The sequence below is a fragment of the Micromonospora sp. NBRC 110009 genome, assembly GCF_030518795.1.
In the GTDB taxonomy this organism is placed as follows: domain Bacteria; phylum Actinomycetota; class Actinomycetes; order Mycobacteriales; family Micromonosporaceae; genus Micromonospora.
In genome coordinates this window covers 4,358,752-4,376,649 of record NZ_CP130427.1, presented here as the reverse complement: position 1 = coordinate 4,376,649, position 17,898 = coordinate 4,358,752, and the positions used below count along the sequence as shown (strand labels likewise).

Below are 17,898 nucleotides of genomic sequence, written 5' to 3'. Positions count from 1 at the left end.
GCCCCTTGTCCTACGGTCAGGCCCGCGCCGAGCCGGCCCCGGCGACGTACCGCTCGTAGCCCTCTTCCTCGAGCTTGTCGGCCAGCTCCGGGCCGCCCTGCTCGACGATGCGCCCGGCGACGAAGACGTGCACGAAGTCCGGCTTGATGTAGCGCAGGATGCGGGTGTAGTGGGTGATCAGCAGCAGACCGGTGTCGCCGGTGTCCCGGACCCGGTTGACGCCCTCGCTGACCACGCGCAGCGCGTCCACGTCGAGGCCGGAGTCGGTCTCGTCGAGGATGGCCATCTTCGGCTTGAGCAGCTCCAGCTGCACGATCTCGTGCCGCTTCTTCTCGCCGCCGGAGAAGCCCTCGTTGACGTTGCGCTGGGCGAACGCCGGGTCCATCTGGAGCTTCTCCATGGCGCCGCGCAGCTCGCCGGCCCAGGTGCGCAGCTTCGGCGCCTCGCCGTCGATGGCGGTCTTGGCGGTACGCAGGAAGTTGGCGACGGAGACGCCGGGCACCTCGACCGGGTACTGCATGGCCAGGAAGAGGCCGGCGCGGGCCCGCTCGTCGACGGACATGGCCAGCACGTCCTCGCCGTCGAGGGTCACCGAGCCGCCGGTGATCTGGTATTTGGGGTGGCCGGCGATCGAGTACGCCAGAGTCGACTTGCCGGAGCCGTTCGGGCCCATGATCGCGTGGGTCTCGCCCGACTTCACGGTCAGGTCGACACCGTGCAGGATCGGCTTGAGCTCACCCTCGGGCAGCTTGACCGACACCTTCAGGTCGCGGATCTCCAGGGTGCTCATTATCGGGTCACTCCATTGCTCGGCGTCAGGCTGACGTAGATGTCGCCGTCGCGGACTTCGACGGGGTAGACGGGAACGGGTTCGGTCGCGGGCAGCCCGGTGGGCTCACCGCTACGCAGGTCGAAACGGGATCCGTGCAGCCAGCATTCCAGCGTGCAGCCCTCGACCTCGCCCTCGGAGAGCGCCACGGCGGCGTGCGAGCACTCGTCGTAGACGGCGTAGAAGTTGTCGTCGTCGCCGTGCACGATCGCGAGCCGGGTGCCGTCGACGTCGGCGCTGATCGCGGTGCCCTTCGGCACGTCCTCGACCGCGCAGATCCTGATCATCAGGCGCCGGCCTTCGTCAGGCGGGCCTCGATCGCATCGCCGAGCCGCTCGCGCAGCTCCTCGACCGGGATCTTGTTGATCAGCTCGGCGAAGAAGCCGCGGACCACCAGGCGGCGGGCCTCGGCCTCCGGGATGCCCCGGGCCATCAGGTAGAAGAGCTGCTCGTCGTCGAAGCGGCCGGTCGCGCTCGCGTGCCCGGCGCCGGCGATCTCGCCGGTCTCGATCTCCAGGTTGGGTACGGAGTCCGCCCGCGCGCCGTCGGTGAGCAGCAGGTTCCGGTTGATCTCGTACGTGTCGGTGCCGGTCGCCTCGGCCCGGATCAGCACGTCACCGACCCAGACGGTGTGCGCGCTGTCGCCCTGCAGGGCGCCCCGGTAGCCGACATAGCTGCGGCAGTCCGGCACGGTGTGGTCGACCAGCTGCCGGTGCTCCAGGTGCTGGCCCGAGTCGGCGAAGTAGAGGCCGTACAGCTCGGCCTCGCCGCCGCGGTCGCCGTACTCGACCGAGGTGTACTGCCGGACCAGGTCGCCGCCGAGGCTCACCTGCACGTGGATCACCTTGGCGTCGCGGCCCAGCTTCACCTTGAGGTGCTGCGCCTGCACCGCGTCGTCGGCCCAGTCGGCGACGGTGACCAGGGTCAGCTTCGCCCCGTCGGCCACGGCCACCTCGACGTTGTCGGCGAGGGTGGCGGAGCCGGCGTGCTCCAGCACCAAGGTCACCTCGGCGAACCGGCCCACCTCGACGAAGGTGTGGCCCAAGGCGAGCGCGTCGGCGCCCTCGCCGACCACCCGCAGGCTCACCGGCGTCTCGACCACGGCATCCCGGGCGACCTGCACCAGCAGCGCCTCGTCCACCCCGCCGTACGCCAGCGCGCTGATCCGGTCGAACGGGGTGAGCACGCTGCCCACCCGCGGGTCGTCCTTGCCGACCCGGCCGACGGTGACGCCCTCGGGCAGGTCGGCGTACTCGTGGCGGACCGTGCCGGTCGCGGCCGGTGCTCCCCCCGCCAGGCCGCGCAGGCGCTTGAGCGGGGTGAAGCGCCACTCCTCCTCCAGGCCGGTGAGGGCCGGGAAGTCGGCGACGTCGTACGAGCGGAGCGCCTGCGACTTGGTCGCGGGCGGCGCGGAAGCCTGGGTAGTCATCTCTTCCTTGGTCTGTTCTGCGATTAGTCGGAGGGTCGGTCGGGGCCCGTGCGGCCCGGCCCGACGGGTCCGGGCTCGCGGAGCCCGGCCCGACGGATCGGGGCTCGCGGCCGGGGTCAGCCGACCGCGCCCTCCATCTGGAGCTCGATCAGGCGGTTGAGCTCCAGGGCGTACTCCATCGGAAGCTCCTTGGCGATCGGCTCGATGAAGCCCCGCACGATCATGGCCATCGCCTCGTCCTCGCTCAGGCCCCGGCTCATCAGGTAGAAGAGCTGGTCGTCGCTGATCTTGGAGACGGTCGCCTCGTGCCCCATCGACACGTCGTCCTCACGGATGTCGACGTAGGGGTAGGTGTCGGAGCGGGAGATGGTGTCGACCAGCAGCGCGTCGCACTTGACCGTGCTCCGGCTGCTGTGCGAGCCCTCCAGCACCTGCACCAGGCCCCGGTAGGAGGTGCGGCCGCCGCCCCGGGCGATCGACTTCGACACGATGGTCGAGGAGGTGTGCGGCGCGGCGTGCACCATCTTGGCGCCCGCGTCCTGGTGCTGGCCCTCGCCGGCCATGGCCACCGAGAGCACCTCGCCCTTGGCGTGCTCGCCGGTCATGTAGACCGCCGGGTACTTCATGGTGACCTTGGAGCCGATGTTGCCGTCGACCCACTCCATGGTCGCGCCCTCGTGGCAGACGGCGCGCTTGGTGACCAGGTTGTAGACGTTGTTCGACCAGTTCTGGATGGTCGTGTAGCGGCACCGGGCGTTCTTCTTGACGATGATCTCCACGACCGCGCTGTGCAGCGAGTCCGAGGAGTAGAGCGGCGCGGTGCAGCCCTCGACGTAGTGCACGTACGCGCCCTCGTCGACGATGATCAGCGTCCGCTCGAACTGGCCCATGTTCTCCGTGTTGATCCGGAAGTAGGCCTGCAGCGGGATCTCCACGTGCACGCCCTTCGGCACGTAGATGAACGAGCCACCGGACCAGACGGAGGTGTTCAGCGCGGCGAACTTGTTGTCGCCGACCGGGATCACCGTGCCGAAGTACTCCTTGAAGATGTCCTCGTGCTCGCGCAGCGCGGTGTCGGTGTCCAGGAAGATGACACCCTGCTCCTCGAGGTCCTCACGGATCTTGTGGTAGACGACCTCGGACTCGTACTGCGCCGCGACACCGGCGACCAGCCGCTGCTTCTCCGCCTCGGGGATGCCCAGCCGGTCGTAGGTGTTCTTGATGTCCTCGGGCAGGTCCTCCCAGCTGGTGGCCTGCTTCTCGGTGGACCGCACGAAGTACTTGATGTTGTCGAAGTCGATCCCGGTCAGGTCGGCGCCCCAGGCCGGCATCGGCTTGCGGCCGAACAGCCGCAGGCCCTTCAGGCGCAGGTCGAGCATCCAGGCCGGCTCGTTCTTCTTGGCCGAGATGTCCCGCACCACCGCCTCGTTGAGGCCGCGCTGGGCGGACGCCCCGGCGACGTCAGGGTCGGCCCAGCCGTACTCGTAGCGGCCCAGGGCGGCAAGCTGCTCCTCCTGGGTCAGGGGCTGGACGATCTGCTCGGTCATCTATCTGTCCTCACAGTGGTGACGGTGTTACCGGACTGGGCACGCGGCTGGGTGGGGATGTGCGTGGTGCACACCCCGTCGCCGTGCGCGATGGTGGCCAGGCGCTGCACGTGGGTGCCGACCAGACGGGAGATGACCGCCGTCTCGGCCTCGCACAGCTGGGGAAACTCGGCGGCCACGTGCGCCACCGGGCAGTGGTGCTGACAGAGCTGGCCGCCGGAGGCGATCGTGGACGCGTTGGCAGCGTAGCCCTCGGCGGTCAGCGCGGTGGCGAGCGCCTCCGCGCGGGCGAGCGGGTCGTCGCCGGCGTCCTCCATGGCGGCGCGGCAGCGCGCCTCCAGGGCGGCGACCTGGTCGGCGGCGAACGCCGCCACGGCCTCGGCACCGCCGTTGTGCGCGATCCAGCGCAGCGCCGCGGTGGCCATGTTGTCGTAGTGGTGGGTGCCGCAGCGGACCCGGCCCGCCTCGGTCAGCACGAAGACCTTCGCCGGTCGGCCCCGGCCCCGGCTGCCCCGCACGACCTGCTCGCGGGCGACCACGTGGCCGTCGGCCAGCATCGCGTCGAGGTGGCGGCGGATCGCGGCCGGGCTGAGCCCGAGCGCCGAGCCGAGCTGGGCGGCGGTGGTCGCCCCCCGCTCCAGCAGCAGCTGGGTGACGCGGTCCCGGGTGGAAAGATCGGCGGACGCGGGGCCGTCGCCGGCGACCGGACCGGTCGCCGGCAGCTGCCCGGAGAGCGCCGCCGCGTTTTTCACAACAGCAACGTTACGTAATTCGCGGAGGGCCCGCAAACCCGGGGTCCGGTGATCCCGACCACCGGTGCGGCGGAGTCACCCGATCGGGATCCACTACGGTGCGTAGGATTCGCTCCGTGAAGGCTTCCGTCCGGTTCCCGGTCTCCCCGACGCTACTGCGTCGCCTCGCGTACACCTCGATCATCGCGAACGTGGCGATCGTGGTCACCGGCGGGGCGGTCCGGCTCACCGCGTCCGGTCTCGGCTGCCCCACCTGGCCCCGGTGCACCGACGAGTCGTACCACGCCACGGCCGAGATGGGCGTGCACGGGGTGATCGAGTTCGGTAACCGGCTGCTCACCTTCGCGGTGGGGGTCATCGCGCTCGCCGTGGTGCTCGCCGTGCTGGCCCAGCGGACCCGCCCCCGCGGGCTGCTGCCGCTCTCCATCGGCGTGCTGTTCGGCATCCCGGCCCAGGCGGTCATCGGCGGCATCACCGTGCTCACCAACCTCAACCCGTGGGTGGTCGGGCTGCACTTCCTCGCCTCGATGGTGGTGATCGCCGCCGCGTACGCGCTCTGGCGGCGCACCGGCGAGCCGGACGGGCCGGTGACCCCGACCGTGCCGGCGCCGCTGCGCGCCCTCGCCCTGCTCACCACGGTGGTCAGCGCGGCCGTGCTGGTGGTGGGCACCTGGGTGACCGGCAGCGGCCCGCACGCGGGCGACCAGGGCGCGGCCCGCAACGGCCTGGACCCGCAGGCGATCTCCCAGGTGCACGCCGACGGGGTGTTCCTGCTCATCGGCCTCTCGGTGGCGCTGCTCTTCGCGTTCCGCGCGGTCGGCGCGGCGCCGGCGGCCCGGGCCGCCGGGGTGCTGGTCGCGGTCGAGCTGGGCCAGGGCCTGATCGGCTTCGTGCAGTACTTCACCCACCTGCCGGCGGTGCTGGTCGCCGCGCACATGCTCGGCTCCTGCCTGGTGCTGCTGGCCTCCCTGGCGGTGCTCTGGTCGACCCGGGAGCGCCGCCCGCTCGCGGCGTCCACGCAACTGGCTCCGACCGCCGAACCGGTCACCGCGGCCGTCTGACCCCATACCAGGCACGACGCCCGGCGTTAACCCCCGGGCCGGACGGGAACCCGGCGGCGGAGACAGCCGTACGCCGAGGGGAGCGCCCGTGTCACGCAAGGGGCTGGCCACCACCGCGCCGCGGCGCCCCACCGCGGTGGCCGGCGCGCCGCTGTGGTGCGACGCGCGGGAGTTCGGGCTCAAGGGCGACGGGATGACCAACGACCAGCCGGCGCTCTCGGCGCTGGTGGACCGGCTGGGCGACGGGTACGCGGCGGACGGCCGGGCCCGGGTGATCTACTGCCCGCCGGGGATCTACTCGATCCGCGACGCCGGCACGGTCTGGCGCAGCGGGGTGTCGCTGATCGGCGCCGGCCCGGCGGCGACCCGATTCCTGCTCAGCAACGAGGGCAACCGGGCCGACCCGGTGCCGCTGGCCTACTGGACCGTGGTGCAGCACGGCGCCAGCCGGGAGCGGCACATCGCCGAGTGCACCTTCGCCGACTTCGAGATCGACGGCTCCGAGGTGGCCCAGCCCGAGTACTGCTACCTGGCCAAGGGCCTCGGCCTGCAGTACGTGGTGCGCGGCGTCTTCCGCAACCTGTACATCCACCACACCGGCGCCACCGGGCTGGGCTGCGACTTCCTCCAGGACAGCCTGATCGACGGGGTGGTCGTGGTGGGGTGCGGCCGGCTGGACAACGGCGAGGAGATGGGCGGGGCGGGCATCGGCATCGGCGTCGGCGGCTGGGGCGAGATCGAGCGGCTGACCATCGCCAACTGCACGACGATCGGCAACGGCACCAACGGCATCTTCCTGGAGCTACAGAAGGACTATTGGACGCCGCCCCGCGGCTACCGCATCGTCGGCTGCCACAGCCAGGCCAACCGGTTCGGCATCTCGGACTGGGGCACCGACGGGCTGATCGTGTCCGCCTGCACCCTCACCGACAACCTGGAGGCCGGCTTCGACGTCTCGGCCAACGGCACCGCGGGGGTGGCCGGGCGCGGCGGGCTGCTCGCCGACTGCGTGATCGACCGCAACGTCGCCGACGGGATCAGCATGGGCAACTCGCCCGGACCGTACACGGTCCGGGGCAACCGGATCAGCCGCAACGGCGGCCACGGGTACCACGAGCACGACCTGGGGCACGGCTTCACCGGGCCGTCCGCCGACGTGGTCCTCGACGGGAACGAGATCTGGGAGAACGGCCTGGACGGCATCCGGATCGACCGGCCGATGACCGACGCCACCGTGGTCAACAACCGGATCCGCAACAACGGCCGCCGCTGCGCGCCCGCGACCGGCGGGTCCGGGGAGTCGGTGCGCTACGGCCGGCGGAACATGGTCGACAACCGGGCCGGCTGGCCGCCCGACGGGCACCGGGGGAAGACCGTGCGGGTCGGCACGCGGACCGCGGTGGTCGTCGCGAACACCGGCACCGAGCTGACCCTGGCCGAGGTGCGGCCGGACGCGGTCACCGGGTGGAACGAGGACACGCCGCCGCCCGGCGCCCGCTACGAGCTGCCGGACGCGCCCCCGGTCCGCGCCGGGATCACGGTGAACGCCCCGTTCGACGCCGCCACCGTGCGGGCCAACCGGATCTGGGATCACCGGGACACCCCGACGCAGACCTACGGGTTGTGGCTCACCGAGCGGGGCAGCTGCCTCTCCTGCCGGGTGGAGGAGAACGACTTCGTCGGCAACGCGGCGGGCGCGGTCCGCCTGGACACCCCACCGGTGGGCGGGTACTGGCAGCGCAACCACCAGGAGGGCTGAGCCGGGACGGGCACGGGCGCGTCCGGCGCCGCCGGAGCGACGACGGACGCGCCCGTGCCCGGTCAGGCGTGGATGCGCAGCTGGGTGGTGATCGCCTCGGCGAGGCGGTCGGGGGCGCCGTCGGCGTACCCGACGAAGAGGCTGGGCTCGGTCAGCTCCAGCTCGACCACGACGGGCGCGCCGCCAGGGCCGGGGATCAGGTCCACCCGGGCGTAGAGCAGCCGGTCCGTGCCGCCGGGGACGACGGCCAGCGTCTTCTCCGCCGTGTCCAGCTGCTCGGGCGTGGCCGTCCGAGCGTCGATCCGCTCCTCCTTGTAGAGCGCGGCCACGCCCAGGTCGGGACCGGTCAGCATGGGCCCCTTGCGGATGGCGTGGCTGAAGGCCAGGCCGTCGGGCCCGGCCAGGAAAAGCAGCGCGGTCTCCCCGGCGGTGTCCACCGCGCTCAGGTACGGCTGGACCATGCTGACCCGGCCGGCCTCGGCGAGCCGCCGCACGTGCGCCACGGCCAACTCCCGGTGCTCCGGGTCGGCCAGGTCGTACCGGCCGGTGTCCTGGCTGCCCGCGCTGACCGCCGGCTTGATCACGTACTCCCCGGAGTCGGCGGGTGGGGTCCAGCTCTGCCCCGGCTCGACCCAGGCCGTCGGCACCGTGGGCACACCCGCGGCCGAGAGCTCGGCCAGGTAGCGCTTGTCGGTGTTCCAGGTGACCACGTCGGCGGGGTTGACCAGGCGCGGGACGCTCTGCGCCCAGGCCACGAACTCGTCGCGCCGCAGCGCGTAGTCCCAGGGCGAGCGGAGCACTACCAGGTCGTAGCCGGACCAGTCCACAGCCGGGTCGTCCCAGATCAACGCCTCGGCGGCGACGCCGCGGGTGGCGAGCGGGGCGAGCACGAGCCGGTCGTCCGGGTCGAGGTCGGGCAGGGCGGTGCAGGTGACGAGGGCGACCCGGGGCTTCCCCCGGGTCGGCTGGTGGTGGGTGGTCAATTTATGTCAACGGGCCATCGTGCGCCGGGCCATCGATCGCCAGAGGTCGTTGCTCGGACGCATCTGGTCCATCAGTTCACGCTCCCAGGCGTTCTCGACGGCGACCCCCGCCGTGGCGCAGGCCTGCCGCGCGACGTCGGTGCCGTCCGCGAACTGGTCGGCCCACTCCCCGTCCTCACCCACGAGGACGATGCGGGCACCGCGCTTGCCGACGTACTCGATGACCGCCTTCGCGCCGCCGTGTCCGGCGGCAAACGACTTGATGCCCGCGACCAGGCCGTTGGGGGCCTGCTCGGCAACGGTCTGCTCGGCCGTCAGCGTCGTATCGGAACCATCTGCCATGACGCGAAGCCTAAGCAGAGTTCCACCCACATGTGCGAGAACGATGAACTAATTGTGATGCCAATTACCTACGGGTTTAAGGAAGACCACAGGTGATTCGCCCGTACATGTCGCATACGTCGGGGCGAAGCGGACAGGCGAGATCGTCACTATCTGTCCGGGTTGGTGCGCTAGAGCGTTACCCGAAAAAAAATTCTGGAGAACTTCCTCACCGGCGGGAACTCCACCACCACCGGCCGGTGCGCGGCCGCCCTACAGCAGGGCGTCGAGCGCGACGGCCGCGAAGAGGATGGTGAGGTAGGTGGTGGACCAGTGGAACAGCCGCATCGGCTTGACCGCCTCGCCCCGCGCCGCGCGCCGGCACAGCTTGTGCGCCTCGACGACGAAGACACCGCCGACCACCAGCGCGGTCACCCCGTAGATCGGGCTCATCCCGAGCGGCCAGACGGCCAGCGAGGAGAGCAGGGTCAGCCAGGAGAAGGCGAGGATCTCGGCGTTCACCCGGCGGACCGAGGCCACCACCGGCAGCATCGGGATGCCGGCCCGGGCGTAGTCGGCCTTGTACTTGATGGCCAGCGCGTAGAAGTGCGGCATCTGCCAGAAGAAGACCACCGCGAACAGGCCCCACGCGGCCGGGGCGAGCGACCCGGTGACCGCGGCCCAGCCGATCAGCACAGGCGCCGCGCCGCAGGCACCGCCCCAGAAGGTGTTGGCCGCCGTGGTCCGCTTGAGCCAGAGCGTGTAGACCAGGTCGTAGTAGGCGATCGCGGCGAGCGTGAGCCCGGCCGCCAGCCAGTTGGTGAACGCGGCCATCAGCGCCACCGAGATCACCGCGAGCACCAGCCCGAAGACCAGCGCGTTGCGCGGCGACACGGTGTGCGCGGGCAGCGGCCGGCGCTTGGTGCGCCGCATCAGCTGGTCGATGTCCCGGTCGATGTAGCAGTTGAGCACGCTGGCCGCGCCGGCGGCGAGCGATCCGCCGACCAGCACCACGGCCACCAGCCAGAGCGACGGCATCCCGCCGTCGGCGAGCATCATCGCCGGCACGGTGGTGACCAGCAGCAGCTCGACGATCCGCGGCTTGGTGAGCGCCACGTACGCGGCCAGCACGGCCCGCACGTCCCGCCGGCCGGTCGCCGACGCCTCCGCAACCGTGTGCACCGGCGGCTGCCCGGCAGAGTTGCTGACGGGGCGCTCGGTGATCATGCTCACGGATTGCCACCTTCCGGCGTCGGCAGGGGAGGTCGGGGTCGGCCCGGACCCGTCCGGGTCCACACACCGCCCCACAGACTACGCGTCGTCGTTTTCGCTGCCCCGGAGACCCGACAACGGTGCGGGCCGTCACAGTGGGAGTTGACCGACGGATCCGGTCGGACACCTACAGAACACCATGCACAGATCCCCGGGCGGACGTTTAGCCACGCTCGATAGGGTCATCAGTGAGGGTTCCGCCCATCTGCCGAGGAGCACAACCATCGTGGCTGCAAACCGACCCGAGCTTCCCGCTCTCAACTGGTCCGACCTCGACCGCAGGGCCGTCGACACGGTCCGCGTGCTGGCCATGGACGCCGTGGAGAAATCCGGCAACGGCCACCCGGGCACGGCGATGAGCCTGGCCCCGGCGGCGTACCTGCTCTTCAACCGGGTGATGCGGCACAACCCGGCCGACCCGAACTGGCCCGGCCGGGACCGGTTCGTGCTCTCCGCCGGGCACTCCAGCCTGACCCTCTACATCCAGCTCTTCCTCTCCGGCTACCCGCTGAGCCTGGAGGACCTCCAGGCGCTGCGCCAGTGGGGCTCGCTCACCCCCGGCCACCCGGAGCACGGGCACACGCCCGGTGTGGAGACCACCACCGGCCCGCTGGGCCAGGGCCTCGGCAACGCCGTCGGCATGGCGATGGCGGCGCGCCGGGAGCGGGGCCTGTTCGACCCTGAGGCGGACCGGGGCGACTCCCCCTTCGACCACGACATCTGGTGCATCGCCTCGGACGGCGACATCGAGGAGGGCATCAGCCACGAGGTCAGCGCCCTCGCCGGCCACCAGCAGCTCGGCAACCTCTGCGTGATCTACGACGACAACGAGATCTCGATCGAGGACGACACCCGCATCGCCAAGAGCGAGGACGTGGCGGCCCGCTACGAGGCGTACGGCTGGCACGTGCAGACGGTCGACTGGCGCCGTGGCGACGCCGACCAGGGCGACTACCACGAGGACGTCGAGGCGCTCCACCAGGCGCTGCTGGCCGCGAAGGCGGAGACCGGCCGGCCCTCCTTCATCGCGCTGCGCACCATCATCGGCTGGCCCGCGCCGAACAAGAAGAACACCGGCAAGATCCACGGCTCGGCGCTCGGCGCGGACGAGGTGAAGGCCACCAAGGAGATCCTCGGCTTCGACCCGCAGCGCACCTTCGAGGTCGACGAGGAGGTCCTCAAGCACGCCCGCCAGGTGATGGACCGGGGCGCCGAGGCCCAGGCGGCGTGGACCACCGCGTTCGACGCGTGGGCGCAGGCCAATCCGGAGCGCAAGGCGCTCTGGGACCGGATGTCGACCCGTACCCTCCCGCAGGGCTGGGCCGACGCCCTGCCGACCTTCCCGGCCGACGCGAAGGGCGTCGCCACCCGGGCCGCCTCCGGCAAGGTGCTGGAGGCCCTCGCCCCGGTGCTGCCCGAGCTCTGGGGCGGCTCGGCCGACCTCGCGGAGAGCAACAACACCACCATGAAGGGCGAGCCGTCCTTCATCCCTGCGGTGCACGCCACCAAGGACTTCCCCGGCGACGAGTACGGCCGCACCCTGCACTTCGGCATCCGTGAGCACGGCATGGGGGCGATCCTCAACGGCATCGCCCTGCACGGCGGCACCCGCCCGTACGGCGGCACGTTCCTGGTGTTCAGCGACTACATGCGCCCCTCCGTCCGGCTCGCCGCGCTGATGAAGCTGCCGGTGGTCTACGTCTGGACGCACGACTCGATCGGCCTGGGCGAGGACGGCCCGACCCACCAGCCGGTGGAGCACCTCACGGCGCTGCGCGCCATCCCCGGCCTGGACGTGGTCCGCCCGGCCGACGCCAACGAGACCGCGTGGGCGTGGCGGCAGGCCCTGGAGCACACCGACCGGCCGACCGCCCTGGCGCTCAGCCGCCAGCCGCTGCCGACCGTGGACCGGGCCGAGCTGGCCGGCGCCGAGGGCACCGCCAAGGGCGGCTACGTGCTGGCCGAGGCGTCCAGCGGCAAGCCGCAGGTGATCCTCGTCGGCACCGGCTCCGAGGTGCAGCTCTGCCTCACCGCCCGGGAGCGGCTGGAGGCCGACGGCACCCCCACCCGGGTGGTCTCCATGCCGTGCCAGGAGTGGTTCTTCGACCAGGACGAGGCCTACCGGGAGTCGGTCCTCCCGCGCGGGGTAAAGGCACGGGTGAGCGTGGAGGCGGGTATCGCCATGTCCTGGCGCGGGATCGTCGGCGACTGCGGCGAGAGCGTGAGCCTGGAGCACTACGGGGCGAGCGCCCCGCACACCGTGCTGTTCGAGCAGTTCGGGTTCACCCCCGACCGGATCGTGGCCGCCGCGCACGCGGCACTGACCCGGGTGGGCGACATCACTGGTAACCCAACCGGCAACTGAGGGGAGCGTGGACGGCATGACCGACAGGCTTGGTGAGCTGAGCGCCGCGGGTGTGGCGATCTGGCTCGACGATCTTTCCAGGACCCGACTGAGTTCCGGCGGGCTCGACCAGCTCCGCCGGGAGAAGCACCTGGTCGGGGTGACCTCCAACCCGACCATCTTCGCGAAGGCCCTGTCCGACGCGGACGAGTACAACTGGCAGCTGAAGGACCTGGCCATCCGGGGCGTGGACGTCGAGGAGGCGGTCCGCCTGCTCACCACGTACGACGTGCGGTGGGCCTGCGACGTGATGCGCCCGGCGTACGACGCGAGCGCGGGGGTGGACGGCCGGGTCTCCATCGAGGTGGACCCGCGGCTGGCCCACGAGACGGAGAAGACGGTCGCCGAGGCCGGCGCGCTGTGGTGGCTGATCGACCGGCCCAACCTCTTCATCAAGATCCCGGCGACCGAGGCGGGGCTGCCGGCGATCACCGCGACGCTGGCCCAGGGGATCAGCGTCAACGTCACGCTGATCTTCGGCCTGGACCGCTACTCGCAGGTGATGGAGGCGTTCCTCGCCGGCCTGGAGCAGGCGAAGGCGAACGGGCACGACCTGTCCAAGATCGGCTCGGTGGCGTCGTTCTTCGTCTCCCGGGTCGACACCGAGGTGGACAAGCGGCTGGAGAAGATCGGCAACGACCAGGCCAAGGCGCTGCGCGGCAAGGCGGCCGTCGCCAACGCCCGGCTGGCGTACGAGCGCTACTGCGAGGTCTTCGGCTCGGACCGCTGGCAGGCCCTGGCCGACGCCGGCGCGCACCCGCAGCGCCCGCTCTGGGCCTCCACCTCGACGAAGAACCCGGACTACCGGGACGTCATCTACGTCGAGGAGCTGATCGCCCCCGGCACGGTCAACACCATGCCGGAGTCGGTCATCCACGCCTTCGCCGACCACGGCGAGGTGGACGGCGGCGACACCGTCACCGGCTGCTACGACGACGCCCGAAAGGTCTTCGCCGGGCTGGAGGCCGTCGGCGTGGACATGGCCGACGTGGTCGCCGTCCTCGAGCGGGAGGGCGTGGAGAAGTTCGAGGCGAGCTGGCTGGAACTGCTCGACGGGGTGAAGCGGTCGCTCACCGAGGCGGCCAAGGGCGCCGGGCAGCCGGGCCGGGCCGCGAAGGGCAACGCGCAGGCCGCCGAGCAGGCCGGGGGTAACGCGTGACCGACGGCGCCGGACGCGTCCCGGGGCACCGCCCCGGGACGCCGCACGCCGTCCGCACCGCCCGGAGCGGGGTGACGAGGTGAGCGACCTGCTGGCCGGTCCGGCGGAGCTCGCCGGCGGGCTGGCCGTGCACGGCGCGGACACGGTCGACCGGTCCGCCGCCGCGCCGGTGCGCGAGCAACTGGTCGCCCGAGAGGTGCCCGCCCGGCTCGCCGCCAAGGACCCCACCCTGTGGGGCCCGGACGCGGCGGCCGAGGCGCAGGTCCGGCTCGGCTGGGTGGACACCCACGAGCGCAGCCGGGAGCTCCTCCCCCAGCTCGCCGAACTGGTCGAGGAACTGGCCGACCTGGACCACGTGGTGCTCGCCGGGATGGGCGGCTCGTCGCTCGCCCCGGAGGTGATCGCCCGTACCCTCGGCCGGCCGCTGACCGTGCTCGACACCACCGACCCCGGTCAGGTCCGGGCGGCCCTCACCGACCGCCTCGACCGGACCGTGGTGGTGATCTCCAGCAAGTCCGGCTCGACGGTGGAGACCGACAGCCACCGGCGGGCGTACTGGCAGGCGTTCCTGGACGCGGGGATGACCGAGGCCGAGGCGGCCCGGCACCTCGTGGTGGTCACCGACCCCGGCTCCCCGCTGGAGGCGACCGCCGCCGAGATGGGGGTGGTCACCATCCTGGCCGACCCGGAGGTGGGCGGCCGGTACTCGGCGCTCACCGCCTTCGGCCTGGTCCCCGCGGCTCTCGCCGGGGTCGCGGTGACCGACCTGCTCGACGACGCGGACGCCCTCGCCGGGTCGCTGGCGCAGGACCGGGACAACCCCGGCCTGGCCCTGGGCGCGGCGCTGGGCGCGGCGGCCACCACCGGCCGGGCCACCGTCGCCCTGGTGTCCGACGGCACCGGCGTCGACGGGCTGGGCGACTGGGCGGAGCAGCTGCTCGCCGAGTCCACCGGCAAGGCCGGCGCGGGGATCCTGCCGGTGGTGGTGGAGTCCCCGGACGCCCCCGGCGCCACCGGCCCCGACGTGCTCACCGTGAGCTACGGCGGCGCACTCGGCCCCGGCCAGCTGCCCGGCGTCGAGGCCGACGTGGCGGTCAACGGCTCTCTCGGCGCCCACTTCCTGACCTGGGAGTACGCCACCGCGATCGCCGGGGCGGCGCTCGGCGTCAACCCGTTCGACCAGCCGAACGTCGCCGAGAGCAAGGAGAACACCGCCCGCATCCTCGCCGCCGGGGCACCGGCGGAGGCGCCCACGTTCACCGAGGGCGCGGTCGAGGGGTACGCCCCGGCCGGTGCCCCCGCCGACCTGGCCGGCGTGCTGCGGTGGCTGCTCGACGGGCTGGGCGACGACGGGTACCTGGCGGTGACGGCGTACCTCGACCGGCGGGCCGACGCGGCGGTGGCCGGGCTGCGGCCGCTGCTGGCGCGGGCGGCCGGACGCCCGGTGACCTTCGGGTGGGGGCCGCGGTTCCTGCACTCCACCGGGCAGTACCACAAGGGCGGCCCGCCGGTCGGCAGCTACCTTCAGGTGACCGGCGCGGTCACCGACGACCTGCCGGTGCCCGGCCGCCCGTACACCTTCGCAGAGCTTCAGGCGGCTCAGGCCGCCGGCGACCGGCAGGCCCTCGCCGATCGCGGGCGACCGGTGCTGCGCCTGCACCTGACCGAGCGGGCGGCGGGCGCCGCCCAGCTGCTGGATGCGGCCAAAGGGACACGGACGTGACGATGAGAGACGTGAGTGAGGTACCCCGGGTGAATCCGCTGCGCGATCCTCAGGACCGGCGGCTGCCACGGATCCCGGAGCCGTGCGCCCTGGTGATCTTCGGGGTGACCGGCGACCTGGCCCGCAAGAAGCTGTTGCCGGCGGTCTACGACCTGGCCAACCGGGGGCTGCTGCCGCCCGGGTTCGTGGTCCTGGGCTTCGCCCGGCGTGACTGGGGCGACGGCGACTTCGAGTCGCTGACCTACGAGGCGGCGAAGAAGCACGCCCGCACCCCCTGGCGGGAGGAGGTCTGGGCGCGGCTGGCCGGCAACATCAAGTTCGTCGGCGGCTCGTTCGACGACGACGCCGCGTTCGACCACCTCGCCGCCACCCTGGACGAGCTGCGCGACTCGCACGGCATCGCCGGCAACGCCGCCTTCTACTTCTCCATCCCCCCGGCCGCCTTCCCGGTCGTCCTCAAGCAGCTCGCCCGCACCGGCATGGCGGACAACGCCAAGTCCGGCGGCTGGCGCCGGGTGGTGGTGGAGAAGCCGTTCGGCAACGACCTGCCCTCGGCGAAGGCGCTCAACGACCTGGTCGACGACGTCTTCACCCGCCAGGACGTCTTCCGGATCGACCACTACCTCGGCAAGGAGACGGTCCAGAACATCCTGGCCCTGCGGTTCGCCAACAACCTCTTCGAGCCGCTGTGGAACTCCAAGTACGTCGACTCGGTGCAGATCACCATGGCCGAGGACGTGGGCATCGGCACCCGGGCCGCCTTCTACGACTCGGTGGGCACCGCCCGCGACGTGCTCCAGAACCACCTTCTCCAACTCCTCGCGCTGGTCGCGATGGAGGAGCCGACGAGTTTCGACGCCGACGAGATCCGCACCGAGAAGCTGAAGGTGCTCAAGGCCATCACGCTGCCGCAGGACATCGCCGCGGACACCGTGCGCGGCCAGTACCTGCCCGGCTGGGTGGGCGGCGAGCGCGCGGTCGGCTACCTGGAGGAGGAGGGCGTCCCGCAGGACTCCACCACCGAGACGTATGTGGCGGTCAAGCTCGGCATCCAGAACCGGCGCTGGGCGGGCGTGCCGTTCTACATCCGGGCCGGCAAGCGGCTGCCCCGGCGGGTCACCGAGGTCGCCATCATGTTCAAGAAGGCGCCCCACCTGCCGTTCGACCCGGCCGACATGGAGGCGCTCGGCCCCAACCAGCTCGTCATCCGGGTCCAGCCGGACGAGGGTGTGGTGCTGAAGTTCGGCTCCAAGGTGCCGGGCACCACCATGGAGGTCCGCGACATCGCGATGGACTTCCAGTACGGCGAGGCGTTCACCGAGTCCAGCCCGGAAGCGTACGAGCGGCTGGTGCTGGACGTGCTGATCGGCGACCGGACGCTGTTCCCGGACGCCGCCGAGGTCGAGCAGAGCTGGCAGGTGGTGGACCCGCTGGAGCACGCCTGGATCGGCACCAAGCCGGAGCCGTACCGGGCCGGCGAGTGGGGCCCCCGGGCCGCCGACGAGATGCTGGCCCGCGAGGGCCGGGCTTGGCGTAGAGCGTGAGCGAGCACTGCGAACGAACCAGGAGGCTCCCGTGATCGGGCTGTGGGACACCACCGGCAACGAGGTGGTCAAGGCGCTCGCCGCCGAGCGGCGCAGCGCGGGCGGGGTGGCCAGCGGAATGGCGCTCTCCCTGATCGTCGTGGTGGACGAGAAGCGGGTCCGGGAGGCGGAGGCGGCGGCGACCATCGCGGCCGCCGCGCACCCGTGCCGGCTGCTCGTGGTGGTCCGCTCCGACATCGAGCGGGACCGCAACCGGCTGGACGCGGAGATCGTCGTCGGGGGCCGGCTCGGCCCGTGCGAGGCGGTGGTGATGCGGATGTACGGCCGGCTGGCGCTGCACGCCGAGTCGGTGGTGCTGCCGCTGCTGGTGCCGGACGTGCCGGTGGTGACCTGGTGGCACGGCGAGCCGCCGGAGGAGATCGCGACCGACTTCCTCGGCGTGGTGGCCGACCGGCGGATCACCGACGCGGCGCAGGCCGCCGACCCGATCGCCGCGCTGCGGCAGCGGGCGGCCGACTACGCCCCGGGCGACACGGACCTCGCCTGGACCCGGATCACCCCGTGGCGCACCCTGGTCGCCGGAGCGTTCGACACGGCGCAGGCGAAGGTCACCGAGGCGAGCGTGGTCGCCCCGAAGACCGACCCGACGGCGGCGCTGATGCGCGGCTGGCTGGCCGCCCGGCTCGGCATCGACCCGGTCTGGGAGTCCACCGACGAGTTCCCGCGGATGCGCGAGGTGATGCTGCGCTGCAGCAACGGCGACGAGCTGGCCCTCACCCGGGACGACAGCGTGGCCCGGTTCCGGCGCAGCGGCCAGGAGGACCGGACGCTGCCGCTGGTCCGCCGCCCGCTCGGCGACGAGCTGGCCGAGGAGCTGCGCCGCCTCGACGCCGACCAGGTGTACGCCGAGGCGCTCGGCGCGGCCGCCGGCCTCTCCGGACTCGATCAGCGTCCCGCCCAGCGGGTGCACGTGTGGAAGGATCCGGCGACCGCCCAGCGGGCCGAGGCCGGGGTCAGCGCCCACGCCGGCGCGACCGCCAACCCGTGAGCGCGGGCGGGCCACACGGACCGCTCGCGCTCGGACAGCACAGGTGACCGCCGTGGGGCGGCAAGAG

15 protein-coding genes are annotated in these 17,898 nt (G+C 72.2%); 7 read left to right on the top strand and 8 right to left on the bottom strand.

Annotation, left to right across the window (positions count from 1 at the left end):
- Positions 1–16 precede the first annotated feature (16 nt).
- The 5 genes from sufC to Q2K19_RS20935 all read right to left on the bottom strand — a co-directional run bounded on the left by sufC (position 17) and on the right by Q2K19_RS20935 (position 4,557).
- Positions 17–790, bottom strand: a complete 774-nt coding sequence (sufC, locus tag Q2K19_RS20955; RefSeq protein ID WP_302763088.1) for a Fe-S cluster assembly ATPase SufC — start codon at positions 788–790, stop codon at positions 17–19.
- Positions 790–1,116, bottom strand: coding sequence for a non-heme iron oxygenase ferredoxin subunit (locus Q2K19_RS20950; protein ID WP_302763086.1), 327 nt, complete (start codon positions 1,114–1,116; stop codon positions 790–792). The genes sufC and Q2K19_RS20950 overlap by 1 nt, the downstream gene beginning before the upstream one ends.
- Complete coding sequence (sufD, locus tag Q2K19_RS20945) at positions 1,116–2,258, bottom strand: Fe-S cluster assembly protein SufD (RefSeq protein ID WP_302763084.1); 1,143 nt, start codon at positions 2,256–2,258, stop codon at positions 1,116–1,118. The genes Q2K19_RS20950 and sufD overlap by 1 nt, the downstream gene beginning before the upstream one ends.
- A gap of 116 nt (positions 2,259–2,374) precedes the next feature.
- Positions 2,375–3,805, bottom strand: a complete 1,431-nt coding sequence (gene sufB / locus Q2K19_RS20940) for a Fe-S cluster assembly protein SufB (RefSeq protein ID WP_154227702.1) — start codon at positions 3,803–3,805, stop codon at positions 2,375–2,377.
- Positions 3,802–4,557 (bottom strand): helix-turn-helix transcriptional regulator, encoded by a 756-nt coding sequence (locus Q2K19_RS20935; RefSeq protein WP_302763083.1) that lies wholly within the window; start codon positions 4,555–4,557, stop codon positions 3,802–3,804. The genes sufB and Q2K19_RS20935 overlap by 4 nt, the downstream gene beginning before the upstream one ends.
- A gap of 98 nt (positions 4,558–4,655) precedes the next feature.
- Between Q2K19_RS20935 and Q2K19_RS20930 the strand changes: the two genes are divergently transcribed.
- Together Q2K19_RS20930 and Q2K19_RS20925 are read left to right on the top strand one after the other, a co-directional pair.
- The gene (locus Q2K19_RS20930) at positions 4,656–5,618 is read left to right on the top strand and encodes a COX15/CtaA family protein (protein ID WP_302763082.1); all 963 of its coding nucleotides are present in this window, start codon (positions 4,656–4,658) and stop codon (positions 5,616–5,618) included.
- Positions 5,619–5,706: 88 nt separating this feature from the next.
- The gene (locus Q2K19_RS20925) at positions 5,707–7,377 is read left to right on the top strand and encodes a right-handed parallel beta-helix repeat-containing protein (RefSeq protein ID WP_302763081.1); all 1,671 of its coding nucleotides are present in this window, start codon (positions 5,707–5,709) and stop codon (positions 7,375–7,377) included.
- Between the two features lie 62 nt (positions 7,378–7,439).
- Here Q2K19_RS20925 and Q2K19_RS20920 read toward each other — a convergent pair whose 3' ends face one another.
- The 3 genes from Q2K19_RS20920 to Q2K19_RS20910 form a co-directional block, all read right to left on the bottom strand.
- Positions 7,440–8,360 (bottom strand): ATP-grasp domain-containing protein, encoded by a 921-nt coding sequence (locus Q2K19_RS20920; RefSeq protein ID WP_302763079.1) that lies wholly within the window; start codon positions 8,358–8,360, stop codon positions 7,440–7,442.
- A 6-nt stretch (positions 8,361–8,366) separates the two neighbouring features.
- Positions 8,367–8,702 carry a hypothetical protein gene (locus tag Q2K19_RS20915; protein WP_302763078.1) on the bottom strand — a complete coding sequence of 112 codons (336 nt, stop codon included), beginning with the start codon at positions 8,700–8,702 and terminating at the stop codon, positions 8,367–8,369.
- Positions 8,703–8,954: 252 nt separating this feature from the next.
- Positions 8,955–9,914: a heme o synthase gene (locus tag Q2K19_RS20910; RefSeq protein ID WP_302763077.1), complete on the bottom strand. Its 960-nt coding sequence runs from the start codon at positions 9,912–9,914 to the stop codon at positions 8,955–8,957.
- Between the two features lie 265 nt (positions 9,915–10,179).
- Here Q2K19_RS20910 and tkt point away from each other — a divergent pair, with 265 nt between their 5' ends.
- The 5 genes from tkt to Q2K19_RS20885 all read left to right on the top strand — a co-directional run bounded on the left by tkt (position 10,180) and on the right by Q2K19_RS20885 (position 17,831).
- Positions 10,180–12,318 (top strand): transketolase, encoded by a 2,139-nt coding sequence (gene tkt, locus Q2K19_RS20905; RefSeq protein WP_302763076.1) that lies wholly within the window; start codon positions 10,180–10,182, stop codon positions 12,316–12,318.
- Between the two features lie 16 nt (positions 12,319–12,334).
- A complete protein-coding gene (gene tal / locus Q2K19_RS20900; protein ID WP_302763074.1) occupies positions 12,335–13,516 on the top strand; it encodes a transaldolase in 1,182 nt (393 codons plus the stop codon).
- 79 nt (positions 13,517–13,595) lie between these two features.
- Positions 13,596–15,239, top strand: coding sequence for a glucose-6-phosphate isomerase (locus Q2K19_RS20895; protein ID WP_302763073.1), 1,644 nt, complete (start codon positions 13,596–13,598; stop codon positions 15,237–15,239).
- Positions 15,240–15,268: 29 nt separating this feature from the next.
- The gene (gene zwf / locus Q2K19_RS20890) at positions 15,269–16,783 is read left to right on the top strand and encodes a glucose-6-phosphate dehydrogenase (protein ID WP_302772675.1); all 1,515 of its coding nucleotides are present in this window, start codon (positions 15,269–15,271) and stop codon (positions 16,781–16,783) included.
- A gap of 31 nt (positions 16,784–16,814) precedes the next feature.
- A complete protein-coding gene (locus tag Q2K19_RS20885) occupies positions 16,815–17,831 on the top strand; it encodes a glucose-6-phosphate dehydrogenase assembly protein OpcA (protein WP_302763072.1) in 1,017 nt (338 codons plus the stop codon).
- The last annotated feature ends 67 nt before the right edge of the window (positions 17,832–17,898 follow it).